The sequence below is a fragment of the Enterobacter sp. DN genome (genome assembly GCF_046054285.1).
GTDB lineage: Bacteria > Pseudomonadota > Gammaproteobacteria > Enterobacterales > Enterobacteriaceae > Enterobacter > Enterobacter hormaechei_C.
In genome coordinates this window covers 116,244-137,798 of record NZ_JBJJTG010000003.1, presented here as the reverse complement: position 1 = coordinate 137,798, position 21,555 = coordinate 116,244, and the positions used below count along the sequence as shown (strand labels likewise).

The 21,555-nt window shown below is 60.3% G+C and carries 10 protein-coding genes; 3 read left to right on the top strand and 7 right to left on the bottom strand.

Annotated features, from left to right (window positions below):
- The first annotated feature begins 56 nt into the window (after positions 1-56).
- Positions 57-791, top strand: a complete 735-nt coding sequence (locus tag ACJTMZ_RS09075) for a methyltransferase domain-containing protein (RefSeq protein WP_232949196.1) — start codon at positions 57-59, stop codon at positions 789-791.
- Here ACJTMZ_RS09075 and ACJTMZ_RS09070 read toward each other — a convergent pair.
- Positions 785-1,387: a short chain dehydrogenase gene (locus tag ACJTMZ_RS09070; protein ID WP_017382759.1), complete on the bottom strand. Its 603-nt coding sequence runs from the start codon at positions 1,385-1,387 to the stop codon at positions 785-787. The genes ACJTMZ_RS09075 and ACJTMZ_RS09070 overlap by 7 nt on opposite strands.
- A gap of 97 nt (positions 1,388-1,484) precedes the next feature.
- Here ACJTMZ_RS09070 and ACJTMZ_RS09065 point away from each other — a divergent pair, with 97 nt between their 5' ends.
- Entirely contained in the window at positions 1,485-2,372 is an 888-nt protein-coding gene (locus tag ACJTMZ_RS09065) for a LysR substrate-binding domain-containing protein (protein WP_252010960.1), read from the top strand.
- A 20-nt stretch (positions 2,373-2,392) separates the two neighbouring features.
- Entirely contained in the window at positions 2,393-3,574 is a 1,182-nt protein-coding gene (locus tag ACJTMZ_RS09060; protein WP_252010959.1) for an aminotransferase class I/II-fold pyridoxal phosphate-dependent enzyme, read from the top strand.
- Between the two features lie 26 nt (positions 3,575-3,600).
- Here ACJTMZ_RS09060 and ACJTMZ_RS09055 read toward each other — a convergent pair whose 3' ends face one another.
- The 6 genes from ACJTMZ_RS09055 to ACJTMZ_RS09030 form a co-directional block, all read right to left on the bottom strand.
- Positions 3,601-3,966, bottom strand: a complete 366-nt coding sequence (locus ACJTMZ_RS09055) for a HigA family addiction module antitoxin (RefSeq protein WP_252010958.1) — start codon at positions 3,964-3,966, stop codon at positions 3,601-3,603.
- Between the two features lie 10 nt (positions 3,967-3,976).
- Positions 3,977-4,276: a type II toxin-antitoxin system RelE/ParE family toxin gene (locus ACJTMZ_RS09050; RefSeq protein ID WP_062937994.1), complete on the bottom strand. Its 300-nt coding sequence runs from the start codon at positions 4,274-4,276 to the stop codon at positions 3,977-3,979.
- 250 nt (positions 4,277-4,526) lie between these two features.
- Positions 4,527-5,726: an HlyD family efflux transporter periplasmic adaptor subunit gene (locus ACJTMZ_RS09045; RefSeq protein WP_017382757.1), complete on the bottom strand. Its 1,200-nt coding sequence runs from the start codon at positions 5,724-5,726 to the stop codon at positions 4,527-4,529.
- On the bottom strand, positions 5,707-7,899 hold the full coding sequence (locus ACJTMZ_RS09040; protein ID WP_252010957.1) for a type I secretion system permease/ATPase: 2,193 nt from the start codon (positions 7,897-7,899) through the stop codon (positions 5,707-5,709). The genes ACJTMZ_RS09045 and ACJTMZ_RS09040 overlap by 20 nt, the downstream gene beginning before the upstream one ends.
- Positions 7,896-9,299: a TolC family outer membrane protein gene (locus ACJTMZ_RS09035; protein ID WP_023295304.1), complete on the bottom strand. Its 1,404-nt coding sequence runs from the start codon at positions 9,297-9,299 to the stop codon at positions 7,896-7,898. The genes ACJTMZ_RS09040 and ACJTMZ_RS09035 overlap by 4 nt, the downstream gene beginning before the upstream one ends.
- Before the next feature lie 82 nt (positions 9,300-9,381).
- A complete protein-coding gene (locus tag ACJTMZ_RS09030) occupies positions 9,382-20,805 on the bottom strand; it encodes a BapA/Bap/LapF family large adhesin (protein WP_252010956.1) in 11,424 nt (3,807 codons plus the stop codon).
- Positions 20,806-21,555 lie beyond the last annotated feature (750 nt).

Here is a 21,555-nt window from a genome sequence, read left to right as displayed (position 1 = left end):
GCCGCCACCCGACAATGCAGTATACTGCTATGCACATTCTTAAAGAGGGATCTGCCATGGCACAAAACATCTACGACAATCCGGCGTTTTTCGAAGGCTACGCTCAGCTTCCGCGCTCGGTGCAGGGGCTGGACGGCGCGCCGGAGTGGCCTGCGCTCAGGGCGATGCTGCCGGATTTAACCGGCAAATCGGTTATCGATCTCGGCTGCGGCTATGGTTGGTTCTGCCGCGCGGCGCGTGAGCTGGGCGCGTCTGACGTCACGGGCGTGGATATCTCCGAAAAGATGCTCGCTCGCGCAGTGGAGCTCACCGCCGATCCACAGATTCACTATCAGCGTAGCGATCTGGAGTCTCTCAAGCTCAACGAGAACAGCCTCGATCTGGTCTATAGCTCGCTGGCGCTGCACTATCTGCCGGAACTGAACACATTATTTGCCCACGTTCAGCGCGCGCTTAAACCCGGCGGTTGCCTGGTCTTCTCTATGGAGCACCCGATTTACACCTGCGCCTCCCGTCAGGGCTGGCTGACGGACAACAGCGGCGAGCGGTTCTGGGGCGTGAACCATTATCAGGACGAAAGCCAGCGCGTCAGCAACTGGCTGGCAGAAGGGGTGATTAAATACCACCGTACGCTGGGCACCACGCTTAACGCGCTGATCAAGGCCGGATTAACAATAAGCGAAGTCAATGAGTGGGGACCAACGCAGGCGCAAATTGACGCCTGGCCCGCGCTGGCAGAAGAGGCAGAGCGCCCGATGCTGGTGCTGATCGCCGCCCGTAAGGTTCAATAACCGACCTTATACACCCGCCCGCTCTGCACCCCTTCGACGCTGCGGCGGTAAGCCTGCGCAACGGTCGCGGCGGGAACGCTTTCAAAGCCCGGGAAGAAGCCGTCGTACGCTTCGGCGGATTCGGTCAGCACCGTCGGGCTGATCAGATTAATGCGAATACCGCGCGGCAGTTCACAGGCCGCGGCGCGCACAAACCCTTCCAGCGCGGCGTTAACCGTGGTGGCATTCACGCCCTGGGCAATCGGCTCGTGCGCCACAATCCCGCTTATCAGCGTAATCGAGCCACCTTCGTTCAGGTAGTGCTGGCCGGTCAGCGCCAGACGAACCTGCCCCAGCAGCTTATCCTGCAAACCCTGGTTGAACTCGCCGTCGGTCATGGTTGAGAGCGGGCCGAAGTGCAACCCTCCGCTGGCGGAGACAATCGCATCCACCGGACCGATCTTTTTGAACAGCGCCTGCACGCTCGCCTGCGAGGTGATATCCACCTGATGATCGCCCTGCGTGCGACCCACGCGGATCACCTCGTGGCGACGGCTTAGCTCTTCTGTCACAGCACGACCGACGGTACCGCTGGCACCAATAATGACGATTTTCATAGCAGACTCCTTATGTTGTGAGCCTTCATTCTTTAATAAATAAAAATTCAGATAAACTGGGCTGATGTTAGAAGATTGCTAATCAGAGGTTCGTAATATGGATAAGCTTCGCGGCATGGAGACGTTCATCGCGGTGGTGGAAAGCGGCAGCTTTACCGGCGCGGCGGCCCGGCTGGAGATGTCGGCGGTAATGGTCGGGAAGTATATTGCGCAGCTGGAATCGCAGCTCGGTACGCGGCTGCTGGAGCGCAACACCCGTCGCCAGAGCCTGACGGATGCCGGACGCGTTTATTTCGAAGAGGCCAGGCGCGTGCTGGAGCAGGTCTCGATTGCTGAAAACGCGGTTGAGCGCCTGCGAGCCACGCCCGCCGGCACCCTGCGCGTGACGGCGCCTACCTCGTTTGGCGGCTGCGTTATCGCGCCTCTGACGGCCACGTTTTTGCAGCGTTACCCGGAAGTGCGCATCGAACTGGATCTCACCAACCGAATGGTGGATCTGGTAGAGGAAGGGGTCGATCTGGCCATTCGTATCGGTGAGATCCGTAATGAGGATCTGGTGGCGAAATACCTGTGTCCCTACAACATGGTGATCTGCGCCGCGCCGGATTATCTGGCGCGTCACGGTACGCCGCAAACGCCAGCCGATCTGGTGGATCACCTGTGCCTGTCGCACACGGTCTGGACGGCGCGTAACGAGTGGCGGCTGCCGGGAGTGGAAGGCGAAGTGCGCTGGAAGCATGATGCCATCTTACGATGCAATGACGGCTACGGCTTACGCATGGCGGCGCGAGCCGGGGCGGGACTCCTGCTGCAACCGGAAGTGCTGGTGGCGGAAGAGCTGGCGAGCGGCAGGCTGGTTCGGGTTCTGGAAGCGTTTACGCCCGCGCCGAGGCCGGTGCATTTACTGTGGCGTCAGGATTTGCGGCCGCTGCCTAAGCTAACGGAATTTATTGCCCATATTCTGCTAAGATTGGGCACAATATAAAAAAAGAAGGTAAGTAAAGAATGTCTGCAAACAAACTCGCCAGCAGCGCGCAGGGCCTGCAATCCTCTGCCATCCGTGAATTATTAAAACATAGCAAAATGGCAGGCGTGATTTCGCTGGGTGGCGGTATTCCAAATCCGGACTTGTTCGATCATGAGGGTTTAAAAATCGCTGCTGATGCCGTGCTGTCTCAGCATTTTGGCGAAGCGTTCCAGTATGGCCTGACGGAAGGCGTCCCGGGGCTGCGCGAAGAGATCCAACGCATCTGTGAAGGTCGCGGCATCGCCTGTAAAGCCGATGACGTGGTCATTACTTCCGGCTCGCAACAGTCGCTTGACGTGCTGGCGCGGGCGTTAATTAACCCGGGCGATATGGTCGTCGTGGAGCGGCCTACCTACCTCGCCGCATTGCAGGTCTTTGGCCTGGCGCAGGCGAATTTTGAATCCGTCGGCACCGACGGCGACGGCATGAAAGTGGATGAACTTGAAGCGCTGGTAGCCACCAAAACCATCAAAGCGGTTTATATCGTGCCAACCTTTGGTAACCCGGGCGGCGTGACGCTCTCCGAAGCGCGTCGTAAACAGCTGGTGGAATTATCGAAGCGCTATGACTTCGTGATTATCGAAGACGACCCGTACAGCGAGATCAACTACACCGACGAAGCGTTCCGCCCGCTGATTGCTCATGCCAAAGATATCGGCAATGAGGATAACGTGGTGTACACCTCCACCTTCTCTAAAATCCTCGCGCCGGGCACCCGCGTGGGCTGGGTGCTGGTGCCGGAGTGGCTGAAGCGCGCGGTGGTGAACCTCAAGCAAACCACCGATCTGCACACCAGTACGCTGTCGCAGCTGATGACGTACGAGTATCTGAAAACCGGTCGTCTGGCGAATCAGATTAAAATGATCCGCGAAGCCTATCGCCAGAAATACCAGACCTTTGCAACGGAACTGGAAGCGGAGCTGGGCGATGTGATGTCGTTCCACAAGCCAAAGGGCGGCATGTTCCTGTGGGCGAAAATGAACAACGGCATCAATACGACGAAATGGCTGGAAAAAACGTTGAGCAACGGCGTCGTGTTTGTGCCGGGTGAGTTCTTCTACTGCAACGAGCCGGACCATACCACGCTGCGCATGTCTTTCGTTACCCCAACGGATGAGCAGCTTAAAGAAGCGGTTCGACGCCTCAAAATTTCCCTGTAACAGGATGCGCATAATGGCAGATGCCGTTATGCGCTGTTCCCGTGCAGGGTAACGCCTGGCTTGCCGGATTTTCGCTTCGCCATGACTTCCGCAACGGTTTTTATCCGGCTTAACTCCTCCTGCGTGCGGGAGTTAGATTGCGCTTCCCAGATATCAACGTTTAGCTGTAAGTTCAGCCAAAATTCAATAGTGGTATTAAAGGCTTTTGCCAGTTTGATCGCCATATCGGCAGTAAGTTTGCGATTGTTATTGACCAACGCGCTTACGGTATTGCGGTGTACATTTAGCATCTCTGCCAGATCGTTGATTTTCAGATTGAGCGGTTCAAGATACTCATACTGCAACACCTCGCCCGGCGTGGTGGGTTTGCGGAGTGCCTGTTGAAGTGTCATAGGTGATGCCTCACTTGTGTTGCGTGTACTTGTGTGGAGAGAGATAGAGATCGTCTGCTTTTCCCTCTGACCAGCGAAATACAAGCCTGTATTGTCTGTTTACCCGGATAGAGGAATATCCCTTCAACGGAGGACTCAATGCTTCATACATATTGCCCGGTGGCGATCGTAAATCCAGGTGCGACATGGCCGCATTGATGATGTCGAGCTTTCTTGCAAGCGCTGTTTCCAGATTCAAAGGAATAACATTGCTCGATCTCCCGTAGAGAAAAAAATCCTCAAACCATTGATCCCGAAAATGATTAATCATAATGCTGGTAAGCTCCAGTCCTTGAAGCTGAGTGGATAGTAATGCACTCCTGCACTGTGCGAAAGTGCGTTTTGTCTGCGAGTAATATTACCCTGGTCATGGCTGAAGGGAAGTGTGATGCATGACTAAAGGTTAATTCTTCGAGGCGGATTCCACGTCTTGCGTGCGGATTAATGCCCGGCGGCGCTGCGCTTGCGCGGGCCTGCGAGAATGTAGGCCGGGTAAGGCGCAGCCGCCACCCGGCGTTTGACTACCGCTCCCTCAGCGCCTCCTTCGCCCGGTTAAACGGTTTGATCATATAATCCAGCACCGTTTTCTCCCCGGTCTTGATATCCACCGTCGCTATCATCCCCGGCACGATCGAGAAGTGCCTGCCCGCCTTATTCACCAGATAATCCTGGCTGGTACGGATAAACACCCGGTAATAGAACACCTCCGGCTTCGCTTCGTCCTGAATAGTGTCCGGCGAAATGGTCTCCACCACCCCGTGTAGCCCACCGTAAATCGCGTAATCGTAGGCGGTGATTTTCACCAGCGCCTCCTGATTAGGGTGGATAAAGGCGATATCCCGCGGCGAGAGGCGGGTTTCAATCAGCAGGTGGTCGTCCACCGGCACAATTTCCATCAGCTCACCGTTGGGCGGGATCACACCGCCAATCGTTGTCACTTTGATGTTTTTCACGATCCCGCGCACCGGAGACTTCACCGTCAGACGGGTAACGGAATCCTCGCGGCCTTTCAGGATCGCTGACACCATATCCACCTCGGCGTTGGCCTTCGACAGCGCTTCACGGGCCTGCACGTAATACTGGGAACGCACGTCGGTGAGCTTCAGCTCCAGGTCGCTTTTCTGCCGTTGCAGGCGCAGCACTTCCACGTGGCTGGCGGCCCCGGTTTTCACCAGCCGCTGGGTGATCGCCAGCTCTTTGTTCGCGAGATCTAACGCGGCGCGCAACTCCCGCTGGGTATCCTCAAGCTGGGCGCGGCGCGAGTTGTAGAGCCGCGTTTCAGCGGCGGTCAGGTCGGTCCATTTCGCCAGGGACGGCGGGAATTTGAGCGGCAGATCGTTCACCTCGGCATACAGACGCGCGCTGGAGGCCAGCGATGCCCGGTAACGCGCCGCGCTTTCGCCGACGTTGGATTCCGAGCGGGTAGGATCCAGCCGCGCCAGCACCTGTCCGGCCTGCACCTGATCCCCTTCGTGCACGTTCAGCTCGGTGAGGATGCCCCCATCCAGCGACTGCAATACCTGCTCGCGTGAACTGGGGATCACTTTCCCGGTGCCGGTTGAGACTTCGTCCAGCACCCCGAACCACGCCCAGACGCCAAGCACCACAAACATCAGCAGGGAGAAGAAAACAATGCGCCGGGCACCGGTATAACCGCTTTCGGAGTCGAGCGCGTTATCCAGATCTTCTACTGCGGCAACGTCACGCTGACTGATTTTCATTTTTCCACTCCCGTCCGGTTGCCTGCTGCTGTTGCTGCATACGGCTGTTGTTCAGCGCCTGGGCTTTTGGCGCGTCCATCACCAGCATGCCATCTTTGAGTACCATCACGCGCTCCACCAGCTCCAGCACCGGCACGCGGTGGGTCGCGACAATCAGCGTGCGGTTGCCAAGCCACGCCCCGAGGCGCTGAATAAATTCCCGCTCGGTATGCTCATCAAGGGAAGCGGTCGGTTCGTCCATCAGCACGATATTCGGATCGCGCAGTAGCATCCGTGCCAGCAGGATGGACTGCCGCTGCCCGCCGGACAGCCCGACGCCGTTCTCCATAATCGGGTAATCCAGCCCCTTCGGCAGCTTCTGCACAAAGCTGGCCGCGCCGCACATCTCCAGCACCTCGAAGATCTCTTTATCGGTGGCGCGCGGCATGCCGAGCGTGATGTTCTCGCGCAGGGTGCCGTAAAACAGCCGGGCGTTCTGGGTCATAAAGCCGACGTTTCGCCGCACGTCAGCCACGTCCAGATGCGGCAGGCTAAGGTTGTCGAGCCGCAGTTCACCGCCCGCCAGATCCATCCCGCCCGCCATCGCCTGCAACAGGGTTGATTTGCCCGCGCCGTTGCGCCCGAGGATCGCCACTTTCTCGCCCGCTTTGATCTCCAGACGGTTAATGCGCAGCGCCATACGCGGATCTTCCGGGTGATAGCGAAACTGCGCCTGCTCGAACAGGTAATGTCCGCGCAGCACGTCCTGACGGATCGGCGTCTCTTCGCGCTGATTCTCGGTCGGCAGCTGCATAATGCTGTCCAGCCCCTCTTTGGCCGCCTTCACCTGCTGCCAGCGGGCCAGCACGCCGCACAGCGTCGCCATCGGGGCGATCATCCGTGAGGCGAGCATTGAGGCGGCCACCACTGAACCGGTGGTTAAGGTGCCGTCGATCACCATCGGCGCGCCCACCACGATCACCCCGGCATACACCAGGCTCTGAATGGTCATCCCCCAGCTGATCAGGTTCTGGGTCAGCTCGCGGGTGCGCAGGCCGGATTCAGCGGTGATCTGGATATAGCTGTTCCACTGCTGCAAAAAGCGGTTCTCCGCCTGCATCAGCTTGATGTCCTCCAGCCCCTGCACGCTCTCCACCAGCACCGCGTTGCGCAGGGTTGATTCATGCGCCGACTGCTTCGCCAGCTCCGCCAGCTTCTTTTGCAGCAGCAGGCCAGGCAGGACCATGATCACCGCCGCCACCGGGGCGATCCACGCCAGCTGCGGAGCGATGATCGCCAGCACAATCACAAACAGGATAAAAAACGGCAGATCGACGATGGTGGAGATGGTGGAGGAGGTGACCATCTCGCGGATCTGCTCCAGCTCGCGCAGCTGGGAGATAAAGCTGCCGGTGGATCGCGGAATGGCGCTGTGGCGCAGCCGCAGCGCGTGGCCGAACACCCGATCCGAGACGCGCAGATCCGAGCGTTTACCCAGCAGATCCATAATGTGTCCGCGCGCCACGCGCAGCACAAAGCCAAACAGCGTGGCGATCAGCACCCCGATGGTCAGCACATAGAGCGTCGGATAGGACTGGGCGGGGATCACCCGGTCATACACCTGCATGGAAAAGACGATGCCCGAGAGTGAGAGCACGTTAATGAACAGTGCCGCCAGCATCACCCAGCTGTAAGGGCGAAGGTCGCGCATCACCAGCCGGTAGAGCCAGTCCGGGCGGTATTTTGAGATATAGGCATCCACGCGGCTGTCCTTCAGCGCCGCCAGCGGACGCAGGGCGATGACGTGGCGGATGGCAGGCAGCATCGCGCTCATCGACAGGCGGTTGGTGTGCGTGCTGTCGTCGAAAAAGCTGACCTCAAGCGTATCCTCGCCGTCGAAATTGTCGATCACGCCGATTTTACCGTCGTTCAGCTCCACCACCACCGGCAGACGCCAGCTGTTGATAGCGTGCTGATCGGCCGTCAGCAGCTGGAATGTCAGCCCGGCTTCACGGGCGAGCTGCGTCAGCGCGGGCACCATCGGTTTGCCTTTCAGCCACGGCGCGCCGGCGATCAGCGAGCCTGGCGAGCAGGCAACGCGATAGCGCGTCGCCACATAGCCAAACGCCTGCGCCCACTGCTCCAGCGCCTCATCCGTCATGTTTTCACCCTGCGGAATATCGCGTTGCTTCATGGCTGGATCTCCACGGTCTGGATGGTGCGGTTTTCAAGATCGAACGCGTGACGCAGGCGCCCGGTGTTGTACAGACAGTTGAGCTGAAGCTGATGCAGCTGTCCGGCGGTTTGCTGTTGGGTAAAGCGCGCCTGATACACCTCCTGCTCGGCGTTGAGCACGTCGAGCAGCGGGCGGGAACCGAGATCGAGATACTGCTGCTGATACAGCTCGCGGGTGCGGGCGCTGAGCGCTTCCTGACGGCCCTGGATCTGAAGCGTGCTCATCAGGCTCATCACCTGGCTGCGCGCTTCCAGCAGTTTTTGCCGCACCTCAAGACGGGTGCGCTGGATGGTGGACTGGGCGGATTCCACCGCGTGTCCGGCGGCGTTACGCCGGGCGGTGAGGCCGCCGCCCTGATAGAGCGGCATCTGCACTTTTACCCACGCGGAGTACTGGGTGCGGTCCCGCGTTTCGTTGCCGGCGTAGCGGTCGTTCAGGTAGTGACGAACTTCCGGCTCCAGCGAAACGGTAGGGGTCATTTGCGCGTTGGCATAGTCGAGATTAGCCTGCGCGACGTTGGCCTGCGCCCAGGCCGCTAATACCGAGGGCACCAGACGATCGTCCGGCTCGGCGATGTCGCAGCTGCGGGCCAGACTCTGCGGAAAGTCATTGCTGACCGCGTTCAGGCTGTCCCAGCCCAGCAGGCTCATCAGCGTGGCGCGCGAGCTGTCGAGGCTGGCCTGATACTGCATCAGCTGCGCACGCGCCCCTTCGATGCGGGCGTCGGTCTGCACCACGTCAGAGAGTGACGTTGCGCCTTCATCATTACGTTGTTTCGTCAGGGTGCCGATGGAGGACAGGGCATCCAGCTGTTCTTTGGCGGTCTCGACCATCTGCTGCCAGGTCTGCACCTGCACCATGGCGATGGCGGTATCGTGGGCGATGGTGTCGATGCTCACCAGCACGTTGGCCTGCTGCTGGGCGACGCCCGCGTTTTCCGCGCGTACCTGGCTTGCGACTTTGCCGAAGTCGTAAAGCATTTGCGAAAGAGAAAGCACCAGCGAAGGGGTAAAGCCATTATCGTCACCGTCGTGGCTATAGCCGTTATCCATGCCGGCGTTAATTTGCGGATAATATTTCGATTTGGCGACGTCCACATTTTCGCTCTGCTGATAAAGTTTGCCGACGGCTTCACTGATGGCCGGATGCCAGGTCACGGCGCGGTTAACCGCTTCATTCAGCTGTAGCGTGCCGGGGGCGGCTTTGCTGGCTACGGGCGCCACGCGACCATTTAAAGAGGGGAGTTCCTGCGTTTCGCTTAATTGTCCGGTATTAATCATCGCCGCAGGGTTTGCCGCGATAGCGGGCACAGATATCAGGCAGCACGAGAGCCACCAGTAAGGCATCTTCTTTCCCATGTCTTGTCCCTAATAAAAAAGTACTGCTTTTTTGTTTATGCCCGGGCGCTGTGCGCGCCCGGGTCATTTCTTGCAGGTGCTATCAGGTAATGATGTGTTGCTGGTTTACAAGCTCGTCGTAGGTGGTCTGAACGTTGTCCAGCGTAACGAGCGCAGATTTAGTGTAGGCGGCTCCCGTGCCGTCACGGTCGATGGAGATCACAGTATTGTTACCGCTTTGTGAAACAGACACATAGTTCCCCAGCGTCGACGCGCTACCGTTCCAGCCCACCAGCAGATCGCCAATATCGATCTTGTCTCCCTGCGTGAGGGAGAAGTTCGTCCAGTGGTCGCCCGTGCTGTTACCTGCGGTAGCGTTACCCGCCGTATTGTTCAACACCTGATAAATCAGCGTGTCGCCGTAGGCCGTGCCGCTAATCACATCGTTATGCTCCGAACTGACAAATTTCGGCGCCATGTCAATGGTCAGCGACGCGGTATCCGTGGTGCCGCTGGCATCGGTCAGGGTGTAGTTAAAGACCTCCTTGCTGGTAATGGTAGAGAGCGAGATCCCCGGGTTGAGGGTATAGGTGTAACTGCCGTCAGCGGCAATCGCCAGCGTCCCGTAGTGGCCCGTGATGTTGGACATCGTGCTGCCGGTGTACGGATCCAGCGTGGTGGTCACGCCGTCGAAGCCGGTGATGCTCACGCGGGTATCAACCGAGTGCAGCTGGTCCATTGCGCCTGCGGAGCCGGTGCCGTCGAAGATATTGCCGTCAACGGTGTGGGTGCCCGTCGCGTCGTACTGCGACAGGGAGTAGGTCGTGCCGTTTACGCTTGGGGTAATGGTGATGTTCCCCACGCTCAGCCCCGGTACGCTGCCGGTAAAGTTCAGCGTATAGGTCCCGGCGTTGAGATCCAGCCCGGTCAGCGGAACGTCGATGCTGCCGCCCAGCAGTGAGCCTCCGCTGAAGGAGCCGCTGCGAATCACATTCGTCCCGTCAGTGATTGACCAGTTCACCGTCAGCCCGCCCAGCGACAGCAGCGAGGCCACGTTAAAGTGCAGCGAGGCGTTATGCAGCGCGGTGTTTGCATCCACCACGAAGGTTCCGCTTCCGCTGCCCTGCGTTGACCCCAACAGGGCGGTAGTCCAGCTGGCGGTGCCGACGGAGGTATCCGTATAGGTTGACGTATGGTGAACCGACGTGACGTCCATCGCGGTGCTGACATCGTTTACCGCATCCATTGGGCGCGCGGTTGGGGTGATGTTCAGCGATGCCGTGTCTTTCGAGCCGTCAGGCGCGGTGATGGTGTAGACGAAGGTATCCGGCGTGCTGATATGGTCCGCGCCGACCCCGCTGTCCAGGGTGTAGGTGTACTCCCCGGCCGCGTTGATCCGCAGCGTACCGTACTCGCCGGTGATCTCCGTCAGACCGCTGCTGTTCACTGCCACGCCGTTAACGTCGGAGACCACGGTACCCGCTGGCGCAATATCATCCGCCAGCACATCCCCGGTGGTGCTCTCGCTCACGCTTGCCACGCTGTAGACATGATCCTGCAAGACGTTCAGCGTGTAGGCCGTCAGCGCGGTGATCCCCGCCGCCGTATTGAGCAGGAACAGGTACTCGCCGGCGGGCAGATTCAGCGTCAGCTGCGAGGAGGTGCCGCCCAGCAGCGGCGCGCGCAGCCAGCCGGGTTCAACGCGCATCTGCTCGAAGGTCTGCGTCGCATTGTTGAACTTATAGATGTAGAGGTCGAACACCGAGGCCAGCGCCACGCCGCCCACGGACGCCTGAACGGTCATGGTGCGGGTGGTGCCTTCTTCCACGTTATAGATGATCGGGTTGGCCAGATCGTCCAGCAGGTTCAGCCCCAGCGTATTGCCAAGGTTGATCCCCACCAGGGTAAAGCCGCCCTGCGACGAGGTGCCGTTGTTAATCGCCTCCACGGTGGTATCGAAGGTCAGCGAGGCGGTATCGTCCACGGCCACGATACCGCTGCTGCTGGTGCCTTCGCCCAGCGACAGAACCAGATTTGCCGAGGCGCTGGTGCCGTTGTGGGTGATGGTGTAGGTAAAGTTCTCCGTGCGCCCAATGACGGCGGCGCTGGTGTTGGTCAGGTTATAGGTATAGCTGCCGTCCAGGTTGATGGTCAGCGTGCCGTACTGCCCCTGAATCACCGTGCCGTCAGCCGTGACGCTGGTGGTGGTGCCCTGGGCGTTGGTGACCGCGGTGACGGTGGTGCCCGCCGGGGCGTTGTCGCTGCCTGCGGTTGGGTCCACGTCGGTGATGACGTTCCCGACAACGCTGGTCTCGCCGGACACGGTGCCTGCGCTGGTCTCTTTCACCGCCACATCGAGGCTGGTGTAAGAGCCGGTTGCCAGCAGGTTAGTGTTGTAGCTCAGGACGCGATACTGACCATCCGCCAGGCCGGTCAGGTTCAGCGACACCCCCGTCGCGCCGAGGGTCAGCAGGTCAGCGAACTGCGGCTGTCCGGTGTCGACCACGGTGGTCCAGGTGTTGTTGGCGGCGTCAAAGCGCTGTACCACCAGCTCAAGGGTATTGAGCAGGGAAAGAACGGCCCCCGTGGCGTTGGCGTTCACGGCAATATCCGCACTGCCGCCGCTGCCGACGGTGAAACCTACCTGCGCGGTGTCGTTGCCGAGCAGCGTCAGCACGTTACCTACGGCGCCCACCAGCAGGAAACCATAGTCGCTGTACTGCGAGTTGGTCACCGTTGCGGTGGTTGTCAGCGCCAGCTCTTCAACGTTGGTGCTGGCTGAGAGCGGCACCACCGGCGCAAGGGCTGAGCCGGGCAGCGAGACGTTGCCTGCCGCGTCGGTGGCGGTGATTTGCAGCGTCTGGCCTTCCGTCTGTTTATTGAGGAAGGTGTAGCTCCAGGAGCCGTTGCTGTCTGCCGTGGCGGTGACCGTTGAGTTATCCGCCAAACGGATGGTGACGGTACTGCCCGCTTCGGCGCTACCGGTCAGTACGCTGCCGTCTGCGTTGAAGGTCCCGGTCGGGGCCGTTGGCGCAGTGAGATCGACAATGACGGAGGTCGAGGTGGAAATCGGGCTGGTGCCCGAGCCGTTGCTCGCCGTGGCGGTGAAGGCATGCGGCCCTTCGCTCAGCACCGGCGTGGTGAAGCTCCAGTTGCCGCTGGCATTTGCGGTGACCGTGCCCATCAGCACCCCGTTGTTATAGAGGGTGATAGTCGCGTTTGGCTGCGCCGTGCCGCTCAGGGTTGGCGTGGTGTCATCGGTGGTTTTCCCGTTGGTCAGGTTGCCCGTCACCGTGCCAACGTTATCGTCGATGTTAGCGATAACCGGCGCGTTCGGGATCGTGGTGATCGGGGCAATCACGGAGGTGGTGATACCTGCGTTACCGGCCTTATCGGTAGCAAAGACAATCAGTGACTCCCCGCCGGTCTGTGGAGGGGTGAGGGTGGCGCTGAAGTTTCCGCTGCCGTCCGCGACGGCGGTACCAAGCACGGTTCCGGTGCTGCTGGTAATGGTGACGGTACTTCCTGCTTCCGCCGTACCGGTAACCTGCGTCCCGTTGGTGATCACCGCCAGCCCGGTTGGGGCTGGTGGCGGCGTCAGGTCAACGTTGATCGTGATAATCGGCGATGGCGCGCTGGTATTGCCCGCGGCATCGGTGGCGGTGGCGGTGAAGTTATGCGCGCCTTCGGTCAGCGTGGTGCTGGTTTGCGGCAGCGTCCAGTTGCCGTTGGCATCGGCAGTGACGGTTCCCACCAGCGTCGTGCCGTCGTAAATACGTACGGTGGCATTGGCTTCCGCCGTACCGTTTAAGGTCGGACGGGTGTCGTTGGTTGGGTTGGTGCCGGTGACAGGGCCGGTGACGGTTCCCACATCATCCACAATCGAGGTGATTGCCGGTGCGACAGGGGGGGTGGCATCCACATTGATGGTGTAACCCCCGGTCTGCGCACTGGCGTTGCCCACGGCGTCGGTGGCGGAGAAGGTCAGATTATGCGGCCCGTCAGCCAGCGGGGTGGACGGCGTAAAGCTCCACGCGCCGCCGGTGGCGACCGCGGTGCCAATCTGTACCCCATTGTCATAGATGGTTACCGTCGCGCCGGCTTCTGCCGTACCGGTGAGCGTTGGACGTGCATCGTTGGTTAACCCGCCGTTGGCGACAGGCGTCGCAGCATTACCGACGTCGTCGGTGATGCTGGTCAGCACCGGTAGCGCTGGCGGCGTGGTGTCAATAGTCAGGCTGAAATCGGCGGACGGCGCGCCGGTGTTCCCCGCCTGATCCGTTGCTTCTGCGGTAAAGGTGTGTGACCCGGTGCCCAGCGGCACGGTGATATCCACGGTCCAGTTGCCGTTAGCATCGGCAGTACCGGTGCCCACCAGCGTCGTGCCCTCGTAGATATTCACGGTGGCCAGCGGTTCGCTGGTTCCCACCAGACGCGGGAGAGGATCGTTCGTGGTCTGGCCGGAACCAATCGCCCCGGTGATGGTGCCAACATCGTCAATCGCCTGGGTGATAACCGGCGCGGCAGGCGCAGTCGTATCCACAACCAGCGTAAAGCCTGGTGAGGCAGGACTGACGTTGCCCGCGGCATCGGTTGCCGTGGCGGTCCAGGTGTGGCTGCCGTTTGCCAGCGTGCCGGTGGTGAAGCTCCATACGCCGTTGGCATCAGCCACGGCGGTGCCCACCTGCTGACCATTCTCATAGATGGTGATGGTCGCGTTGGCTGCCGCGGTGCCGTTCAGCGTTGGCGTGGTGTCGTCTGTGCTTTGTCCCGAGGCGACCGGGCCCAGCACGGGACCGGCATTGTCGGTGGCAGGGGTAAAGACCGGTGCGTCGGGCACCGACGTATCCACCGTCAGGTTGAACGGTGGCGAGGTGACCCCGGTATTGCCTGCGGCATCGGTGGCGTTGAAGGTAATGGTATGCGGCCCTTCACCCAGCGCGGTGGTCGGCGTGAAGGTCCAGTTACCCTGGGCGTTGACGACCGCCGTGCCGATTTCCACATCATCGACAATAACGTGCACCGTTGCGCCCACTTCCCCCGTACCGTTGAATGTTGGACGGGTGTCGTTGGTGGAACCGTTGCTGGCGATGATTCCCGTTCCCGGGCTGACATCGTCTATCACCGTGGTAACCACCGGGGCCGCAGGGCCAGTGGTATCCACCGTAAAGGCGAACACTGGCGAGTTGGCGGAGACGTTTCCGACATCATCGCTGGCGTTGACGCGCAGGTTATACGTCCCGTCCGTCAGAACCGGGTCCGGCGTAAAGGACCAGTTACCGTTGCCGTCGACCGTAGTGGTACCAATCTCCACGCCGTTATTCAGAACGTGAATGGTGGTACCCGCCTGGCCGGTGCCGCTCAGGGTTGGCGTGGTGTCATTGGTGACCTGCCCGGCGGTAAGCGGGCCGGTTACGCCACCCGGAGCGTTGTCGCTGACCGTATCGATCGTCGGCACCTGTGGCGCCGTCAGATCGATATTGATGCTCCAGACGCCGGACGGCTGGCTGACGTTGCCCTGCGGATCCGTCGCTCTGACCGTAAAGTCATGCGTTCCTTCCCCGAGGGCGGTTTCAGGGGTAAATGTCCAGGCGCCGGTACCGTCTGCCGCCACCGTACCAATCTGCGTGGCGCCATCAAAAATGGCGACGACGCTGTTCGGCTCGGCGGTACCGGTCAGGGTTGGCGTGGTGTCGTTGGTTAGATCGCCGCTTGGGACAGGCGTTGCCGCATTGCCTGCGTTATCCGTCACGCTGGTAATCACCGGCGTGGTGGAGACGGTGTCGACCACAATGGTGATCCCGGCCGACGGGGTGCTCTCATTGCCCGCCGGGTCGGTGGCGGTCACGGTCAGGGTGTGGCTGCCGTCGTCCAGCGCAGGCGGCGTGTAGCTCCAGGTGCCGGTCGGACCGACAACAACGGTGCCCAGCGGGTCGCCGTCATCGTACACCGTAATAGTGTCCCCGGCCGTGCCTGTCCCGGTCAGGGTAGGACGGTTGTCATTGGTACTCTGCCCGTCGGCGATTGGGCCGGTGATCGGACCTACGTCATCAGTCACCGCACCGATGGCTGGCGCTGTCGGGGCGGTAAGGTCGACGGTCACGGTCGCGATCGGCGACTGTCCGCTGGTCTCGCCGGTGGTGGTATTCGTGGCGGTCACGGCAAAGGTGTGTGGCCCTTCCGTCAGCGGCAACAGCGGCGTGTAGCTCCAGTTGCCGTTGGTATCCGCAACGACAGTGGTCACCGGAAGCAGCGATCCATCCTGATAAATGGCGATCACGCTGTCCGGATCGGCGGTGCCGGTAAGGGTAGGCGTGGTGTCATTGGTGGTTTTATCTTTCACATCACCAGTGACGGGATCGACGTCATCGTTGATCGCCGTAATCACCGGTACCGCAGGCAGCTCGAGCGGAGAGTCCGGCACGTCAAAGGTGGTTGACGGGCTGGCATTGCCTGCGGGGTCCGTGGCGGTGAGCGTCAGCGTCGCGGCATCCAACTGGGCCGGGGAGAGGGCAATGGAGAAGGTGCCTCCCGTCGCGATCCCGGTCCCGATGACATTGCCGTTGGCGTCACGAACCGTCACCGTGGTTCCGTCATCTGCCGTCCCGGTCAGCGGGGTGCCCTCCGCGGCAATGGTGATATTAGTTGGCGTTGCAGGCGGCAGCGTATCCACCGTCACGCTGAGATCGCCGGAGCTGACGGAGGTATTCCCCGCGGCATCACTCGCGGCGACCGAGAAGGTGTGCGGCCCTTCCGCAAGCGCAGGGTCGGCGGTCCAGGACCACGTCCCGTTCGGCTGAACCTCCACGACCACTGGCGATGCGACACCATCAACGGAGACGGTGACGCTCGAACCCGGCTCGCCAATCCCGGTGAGGGTTGGCGTACCGTCGCGGGTGTAAAGCACGCTGTTGGTCAGCTGGCTGTCAGAGACGGCGTCAATTTGCGGCACGGTTGGCGCCTGCGTATCAACCTCCACCGTAAAGACCGGGCTTACCGGGCTAACGTTACCGGCATCGTCCACCGCGGCGACGGTGATATTCAGCGGGCCGTCGGTCTGCGTCGGCAGGGTATAGGACCATCCGCCATTGACGACTTCAACGCGATCCACTTCCACGCCGTTGTTGTAGATGATCACCGTCTCGCCGGTGGTGCCGGTTCCGCTCAGGGTCGGTGTGGTGTCGTTAGTGGACCCGCCGTTCTGCGCGCCGGCGATGTCGCTGATAACAGGGGTGTCCGGGGCGAGGGTATCGACCGTTATCGTGATACCGGCTGATGGCACAGATTCATTCCCGGCTTCATCGGTGGCGGTCGCCGTGTATTCATGCGTCCCTTCGCCAATGTTGCTCTCAGGACGCCAGCTCCAGTTACCGTTACCGTCCACCGTAACGCTGCCCACGGCCTGCGGCTCGCCTGTACCCACCTGGTCATAGATGGTAATGACGTCATTCGGCGTACCGGTGCCGCTCAGGACCGGACGCGGATCGTTGGTGGATTCGCCATCCAGCACGGGACCGGTGATCTGGCTTACGCTGTCTGTCACCGTTGGGGTTCCCGGCTGGGCAGGCGCGTCGGTATCAATGGTAATGGTCACCGGCGTGGACGGCGCGCTTTCGTTCCCGGCGCTGTCCTGGTTGGTCACCGTCAGGGAGAGATCGTAGGTGCCGTCAGGCAGCGGAGTGGTGGGTGTCCAGCTCCAGTTACCGTCGCCATCGATCTCGGCTTCACCAATTTTGGTGGCACCATCGTAAATGTTGACGGTATCGCCCGGCGTGCCCGAGCCGCTCAGGGTTGGCGTGGTATCCCGGGTGGTCTCCCCAGGATTCAGGGCCGTCCCCGGCGTGCCGCCGTCCGGGTTGACGGTGATCTCAGGAATATCCGGCGTTGCAGGCGCGGTCGTGTCGATCGCCAGTTCAAACGGCGGCGAAATGGTGGTGTTACCCGCCTCATCCGTTGCGTGGACCGTCAGCGAGTGCGGGCCGTCCGTCAGCGGCGTGGTTGGCGTGAAGCTCCAGCCGCCGCTGCCGTCGAGCACGGCCGTGCCGAGCAGGGTGGTTCCGTCATAGATCGTGATGGTGGTGCCGTCCGGTGCGGTTCCCTGCAACTGCGGCAGCGTGTCGTCGGTGGTGTCCCCGCTGTTAAGCGGAAGCTGCACGGGCCCCACGTTATCGGAAACGGTGTCAATGGTGGCCGCTGGTGGCGGAGTCGTATCGACGGTAAAGGTAAAGCCGGCTGATGGTGCGCTGGCGTTGCCCGCCGCATCGCTCGCGACGACGGTGAACGTATGCTGCCCGTTCACTAATGGGGTAGTAGGCGTGAAGGTCCATGCGCCACCGCTGTTGACAACGGCAGTACCAATATCCTGTCCGTCCAGACGGATCGTCACGGTAGAGCCCGGCTCGCCGGTACCGTTCAGCGTCGGGAGCGTGTCGTTGGTGGTTTCATTGGTGTCGAGCGCACCCGTGCGGCCCGGTACGTCATCAATGACCTGCGTAATGGCCGGCGCGCCCGGGGCGGCGGTATCCACCGTGATGCTCCAGGTGTTCGATGTCCCGCTGAGGTTATTGTTGGCGTCAACCGCCGTCGCCGTCAGTACGTGCCCGCCGTCCGGTAGCGCGGTTTCCAGCGTGATGGACCACTGACCGTTCGCCGACACGACTGCGGTGCCAATTTCGGTAGTACCGCTGTAGAGGGTGATGGTGGTGCCAGGCTCGCCCGTTCCGTTGATGGTAGGCGTGCTGTCGTTGGTGAGACCGTTCTGGCTGACAGGACCGGTGACGCCGGGGGCATCATCCACCACGCCCGTGATGACCGGGGTTTGTGCCGCGGTGATGTCCGGCGCGTCAAACGGCGCGGTCGGACCGGTGTTTCCGGCGGTATCAGTGGCATCGGCGGTCAGGGCTTCGCCGTTGGCTTTCGGCGGGATCAGATCTACGCTGAAATTCCCCTGATCGTCGGCGACCGCTTCCCCGACCTTCACGCCATTTTCACGAATGGTGACGGTACTGCCCGGCTCGGCTGTACCGGTTACGGTGGTGCCGTCGGCAGAGATCACCACGTTTTCCGGCGCCAGCGGTGGGGTGCTGTCTGGCGCGTCGGCAAAGCCAGACGGGCTGGTGTTACCGCTGCCGTCGGTGGCCGTCACTTCAAGGGCTTCGCCGTTGGTCTGGGCTGGCGAAATCGGGATGGTAAATGTGCCGTCCGGACCGGCGGTGGCCTGGCCGATGATCGTACCGTCCGGCGCTTTAATGATAATCGTGCTGTTTGGCTCGGCGGTTCCGCTGACGCTGGCCCCGTCTTCCGCCACCACCAGGTTGCCCGGTGCGGCAGGCGGGGTGATATCCGCTGCGTTAACCAGCGCCGGTGAGCTCTGGTTGCCTGCGGCATCGGAGGCGACCACGGAGATAATCTCACCGTTGGTCTGCGCAGGGTTCAGGTTGGCGACATAGTTGCCGTTGCTGTCGGCAGTGGCGGTCCCGATTTGCAGCCCGGCATTGTTGGTGATGACGATTTTACTGCCCGGCTCGGCGGTACCGGTGATCTGGGTGCCTGCGGAGTTGAGCGTCGCAACCGGCATGTCTGGCGGCGTAAGATCGACGGTAAAGTTGATCGGCTGAGACAGACCGCTCTGGTTGCCTGCCGCATCAGTTTCCCGCAGGGTAATCGAGTGTGCGCCTTCTGCCAGTGGACTCGTCGGCGTGATGCTCCAGGTACCGTTCGGCAGAACGGTGGTGGTGCCGATAACAACGCCGTTATCGTAAACCGTGATCGTGCTGCCCGGTTCGCCTCTGCCCGTCAGGCGCGGCTCTGAGGCATCGGTAAATTGCCCGGCACCGATCGCACCTTTCAGTACGCCCGTGTCGTCGTTAATGATAAATCCGGAAGGCGTTTGCGGCGCGGTGACATCTACCGTGACGGTAAAGACCGGCGAGGCCGGGCCAGTGTTACCGGCGACGTCGGTAGCGCGCACGGTAAGCTGGTGGCTGCCTTCGCTCAGGTTCACCGACGGCGTAAAGCTCCAGCTTCCGTTACTGCCCACAACCGCTGTGCCAATGGCAATGCCGTTATCATAGATGGTGACCGTCGAGCCAGCTTCCGCCGTGCCGGTGAGCTGTGGCCGTGGGTCGTTGGTGCTGCTTCCACTCCCGAGCGTGCCGGTGCCAGGCGCAACATCATCGGTGATGCTGACGATCGCTGGCGCGCCAGGCGCGACGGTATCGACCACGAAGGTTACCGCCGTGGACGCCGGGCTGGTATTGCCTGCGGCATCGGTCGCGGTGGTGGTAATGGCGTGGCTGCCTTCAGACAGGTTGGTCGACGGGGTAAAGCTCCATTTCCCGGTGGCATCGGCTGTGGCGGTGCCAATCGGTTTCCCGTTGTCATAGAAGGTAATGACGGTGCCGGCTTCACTGATGCCGCTGAACGTCGGACGCGCATCGTCCGTGCGTTGTCCGTTGCTCAGCGGGCCTGTTTCGGCGCCCACGTTATCATTGACGGTGACAATCTCGGGTGCATCCGGCGCGGTTAAATCCGGTGCCGTGACCTGAACGCCCGGGCTGGTATTGCCGGACGGATCGGTGGCGGTAGCGGTGATCTGTTCTCCGTTGGTAAGCGGCGTACCGAGATCAATCGTAAATTTCCCGTCGCTGCCCGCTTTGCCCGTTCCGATGGTGTTGCCATCGGCATCTTTCAGGGTAACGGTGCTGCCCGGCTCAGCGGTACCGGTGACGGTTTTGCCGTCAGGAGAGACCTCCAGATTGGCCGGGGCATCCGGCGCGGTGAGATCCGGTGCCGTAACCTGACCGCCCTGGCTGGTATTGCCGGACGGATCGGTGGCGGTGGCGGTGATCTGTTCCCCGTTGGTGAGTGGCGTACCGAGATCAATCGTAAATTTCCCGTCGCTACCCGCCTTGCCCGTTCCGATGGTGTTGCCATCGGCATCTTTCAGGGTAATCGTGCTGCCCGGCTCAGCGGTACCGGTAACGGTTTTGCCGTCAGGTGAGACCTGTAGATTGGTGGGGGCATCCGGAGGCGTGGTATCTGGCTCGGAAGGATTTCCCGGATTGCCGGGATTCGGACTGTTGTTATCGTCATCCCCGCCACCTCCACCGCCGGTTCCCGCCGCAATGGCAATCCCACCTGCGACGGCCAGGCCACCCAGCACCCAGGGCCACGCTGCGGCGCCGCCGGTATCACTCCCTGACGCCGCCAGTAGGGCGTCCGTGGAGGCGATGGATTCATAGGTGGCGGCACCGGTTGGATCTTCAATCCACCACAGCGCACCGTCGCTCTCCTCAAGCACCAGCTGGCTCACGCCCTGCGCGTCGGTGACGTAGAAATTCTTAAGGGTAATCACTTCGCCCGAGTTGAGGGTAATCACCAGATCGTTTCCGCTGCGGGAGTAACCTGAGATGTCGGCGCGATCCACGTTAAGTTTAACGATTGAGGAGTGATCGAGTGTTATCTGTGTCCCTTCCGTGGTCGTTTCCACGCCAGTTAGTTTCGATATAACAGATATTTGGCTCATACAGTTATTACTCCAGCAGAGTTATTATTTACGGCGTGTCAGACGTGGCCATATTTTCTGAAGGGATGAGGGCGCTCCCGGCGAAAATACTGTGAATAAAACAGTATTTACCGTTGCTTTCTTTAGAGCGACCGAGATCCGCCAGCAATCAGCGTGGCAACATCAGGGCGAAGCTAATTATTTACATGAGAAACTGTTATTTATTTATATTTTCGTGTTTTATAAGCCTTATTATTTGTGCAGGTATTATTTATTTTGCTGTAAAAATGATATAGCTATAAATATCTGAATGTGCAAATTAAGTGTCTGTAAACCCTGCACTGTGATTGCAGAGAAAATTAATTGATAGCGCGAATATATTTTGTTGGCTATGCGGACCGCGCCACAGAGGCGTTGGCGTACAGGCGGTCGGGATTAGGTAGTGGAAGAGATGATAGGGGGATAATACTGAATACACAGGCTTTATTTATAATTCCAGAGAATATTAATGACTGCTTAATTATGATTTAAGTTAGGGTAAATCATCTGCTGTATGATATATTTCAAAGAATCGCATTAATAAAATATATTTTCGGTTTGGGTTTGGATTCTGCTACGCATAAAAATAAACTGTCGACTTCACATATTTCATAAATAAAAAGGCCGAAGAAATGGCCTTTCTGAGGGGGGAGGTTTAGCCGAAAGAGATAATCCCCATTTCAATCAGTGCGGCGAGCGTCAGAAGAATAAAGAGGATAACGACTATGGGTC

Bases quoted from the DNA above. Each gene is read 5' to 3' on its own strand.
- ACJTMZ_RS09075 (WP_232949196.1), top strand. From the start codon at position 57: ATGGCACAAAACATCTACGACAATCCGGCGTTTTTCGAAGGCTACGCT.
- ACJTMZ_RS09070 (WP_017382759.1), bottom strand. From the start codon at position 1,387: ATGAAAATCGTCATTATTGGTGCCAGCGGTACCGTCGGTCGTGCTGTG.
- ACJTMZ_RS09065 (WP_252010960.1), top strand. From the start codon at position 1,485: ATGGATAAGCTTCGCGGCATGGAGACGTTCATCGCGGTGGTGGAAAGC.
- ACJTMZ_RS09060 (WP_252010959.1), top strand. From the start codon at position 2,393: ATGTCTGCAAACAAACTCGCCAGCAGCGCGCAGGGCCTGCAATCCTCT.
- ACJTMZ_RS09055 (WP_252010958.1), bottom strand. From the start codon at position 3,966: ATGACACTTCAACAGGCACTCCGCAAACCCACCACGCCGGGCGAGGTG.
- ACJTMZ_RS09050 (WP_062937994.1), bottom strand. From the start codon at position 4,276: ATGATTAATCATTTTCGGGATCAATGGTTTGAGGATTTTTTTCTCTAC.
- ACJTMZ_RS09045 (WP_017382757.1), bottom strand. From the start codon at position 5,726: ATGAAAATCAGTCAGCGTGACGTTGCCGCAGTAGAAGATCTGGATAAC.
- ACJTMZ_RS09040 (WP_252010957.1), bottom strand. From the start codon at position 7,899: ATGAAGCAACGCGATATTCCGCAGGGTGAAAACATGACGGATGAGGCG.
- ACJTMZ_RS09035 (WP_023295304.1), bottom strand. From the start codon at position 9,299: ATGGGAAAGAAGATGCCTTACTGGTGGCTCTCGTGCTGCCTGATATCT.
- ACJTMZ_RS09030 (WP_252010956.1), bottom strand. From the start codon at position 20,805: ATGAGCCAAATATCTGTTATATCGAAACTAACTGGCGTGGAAACGACC.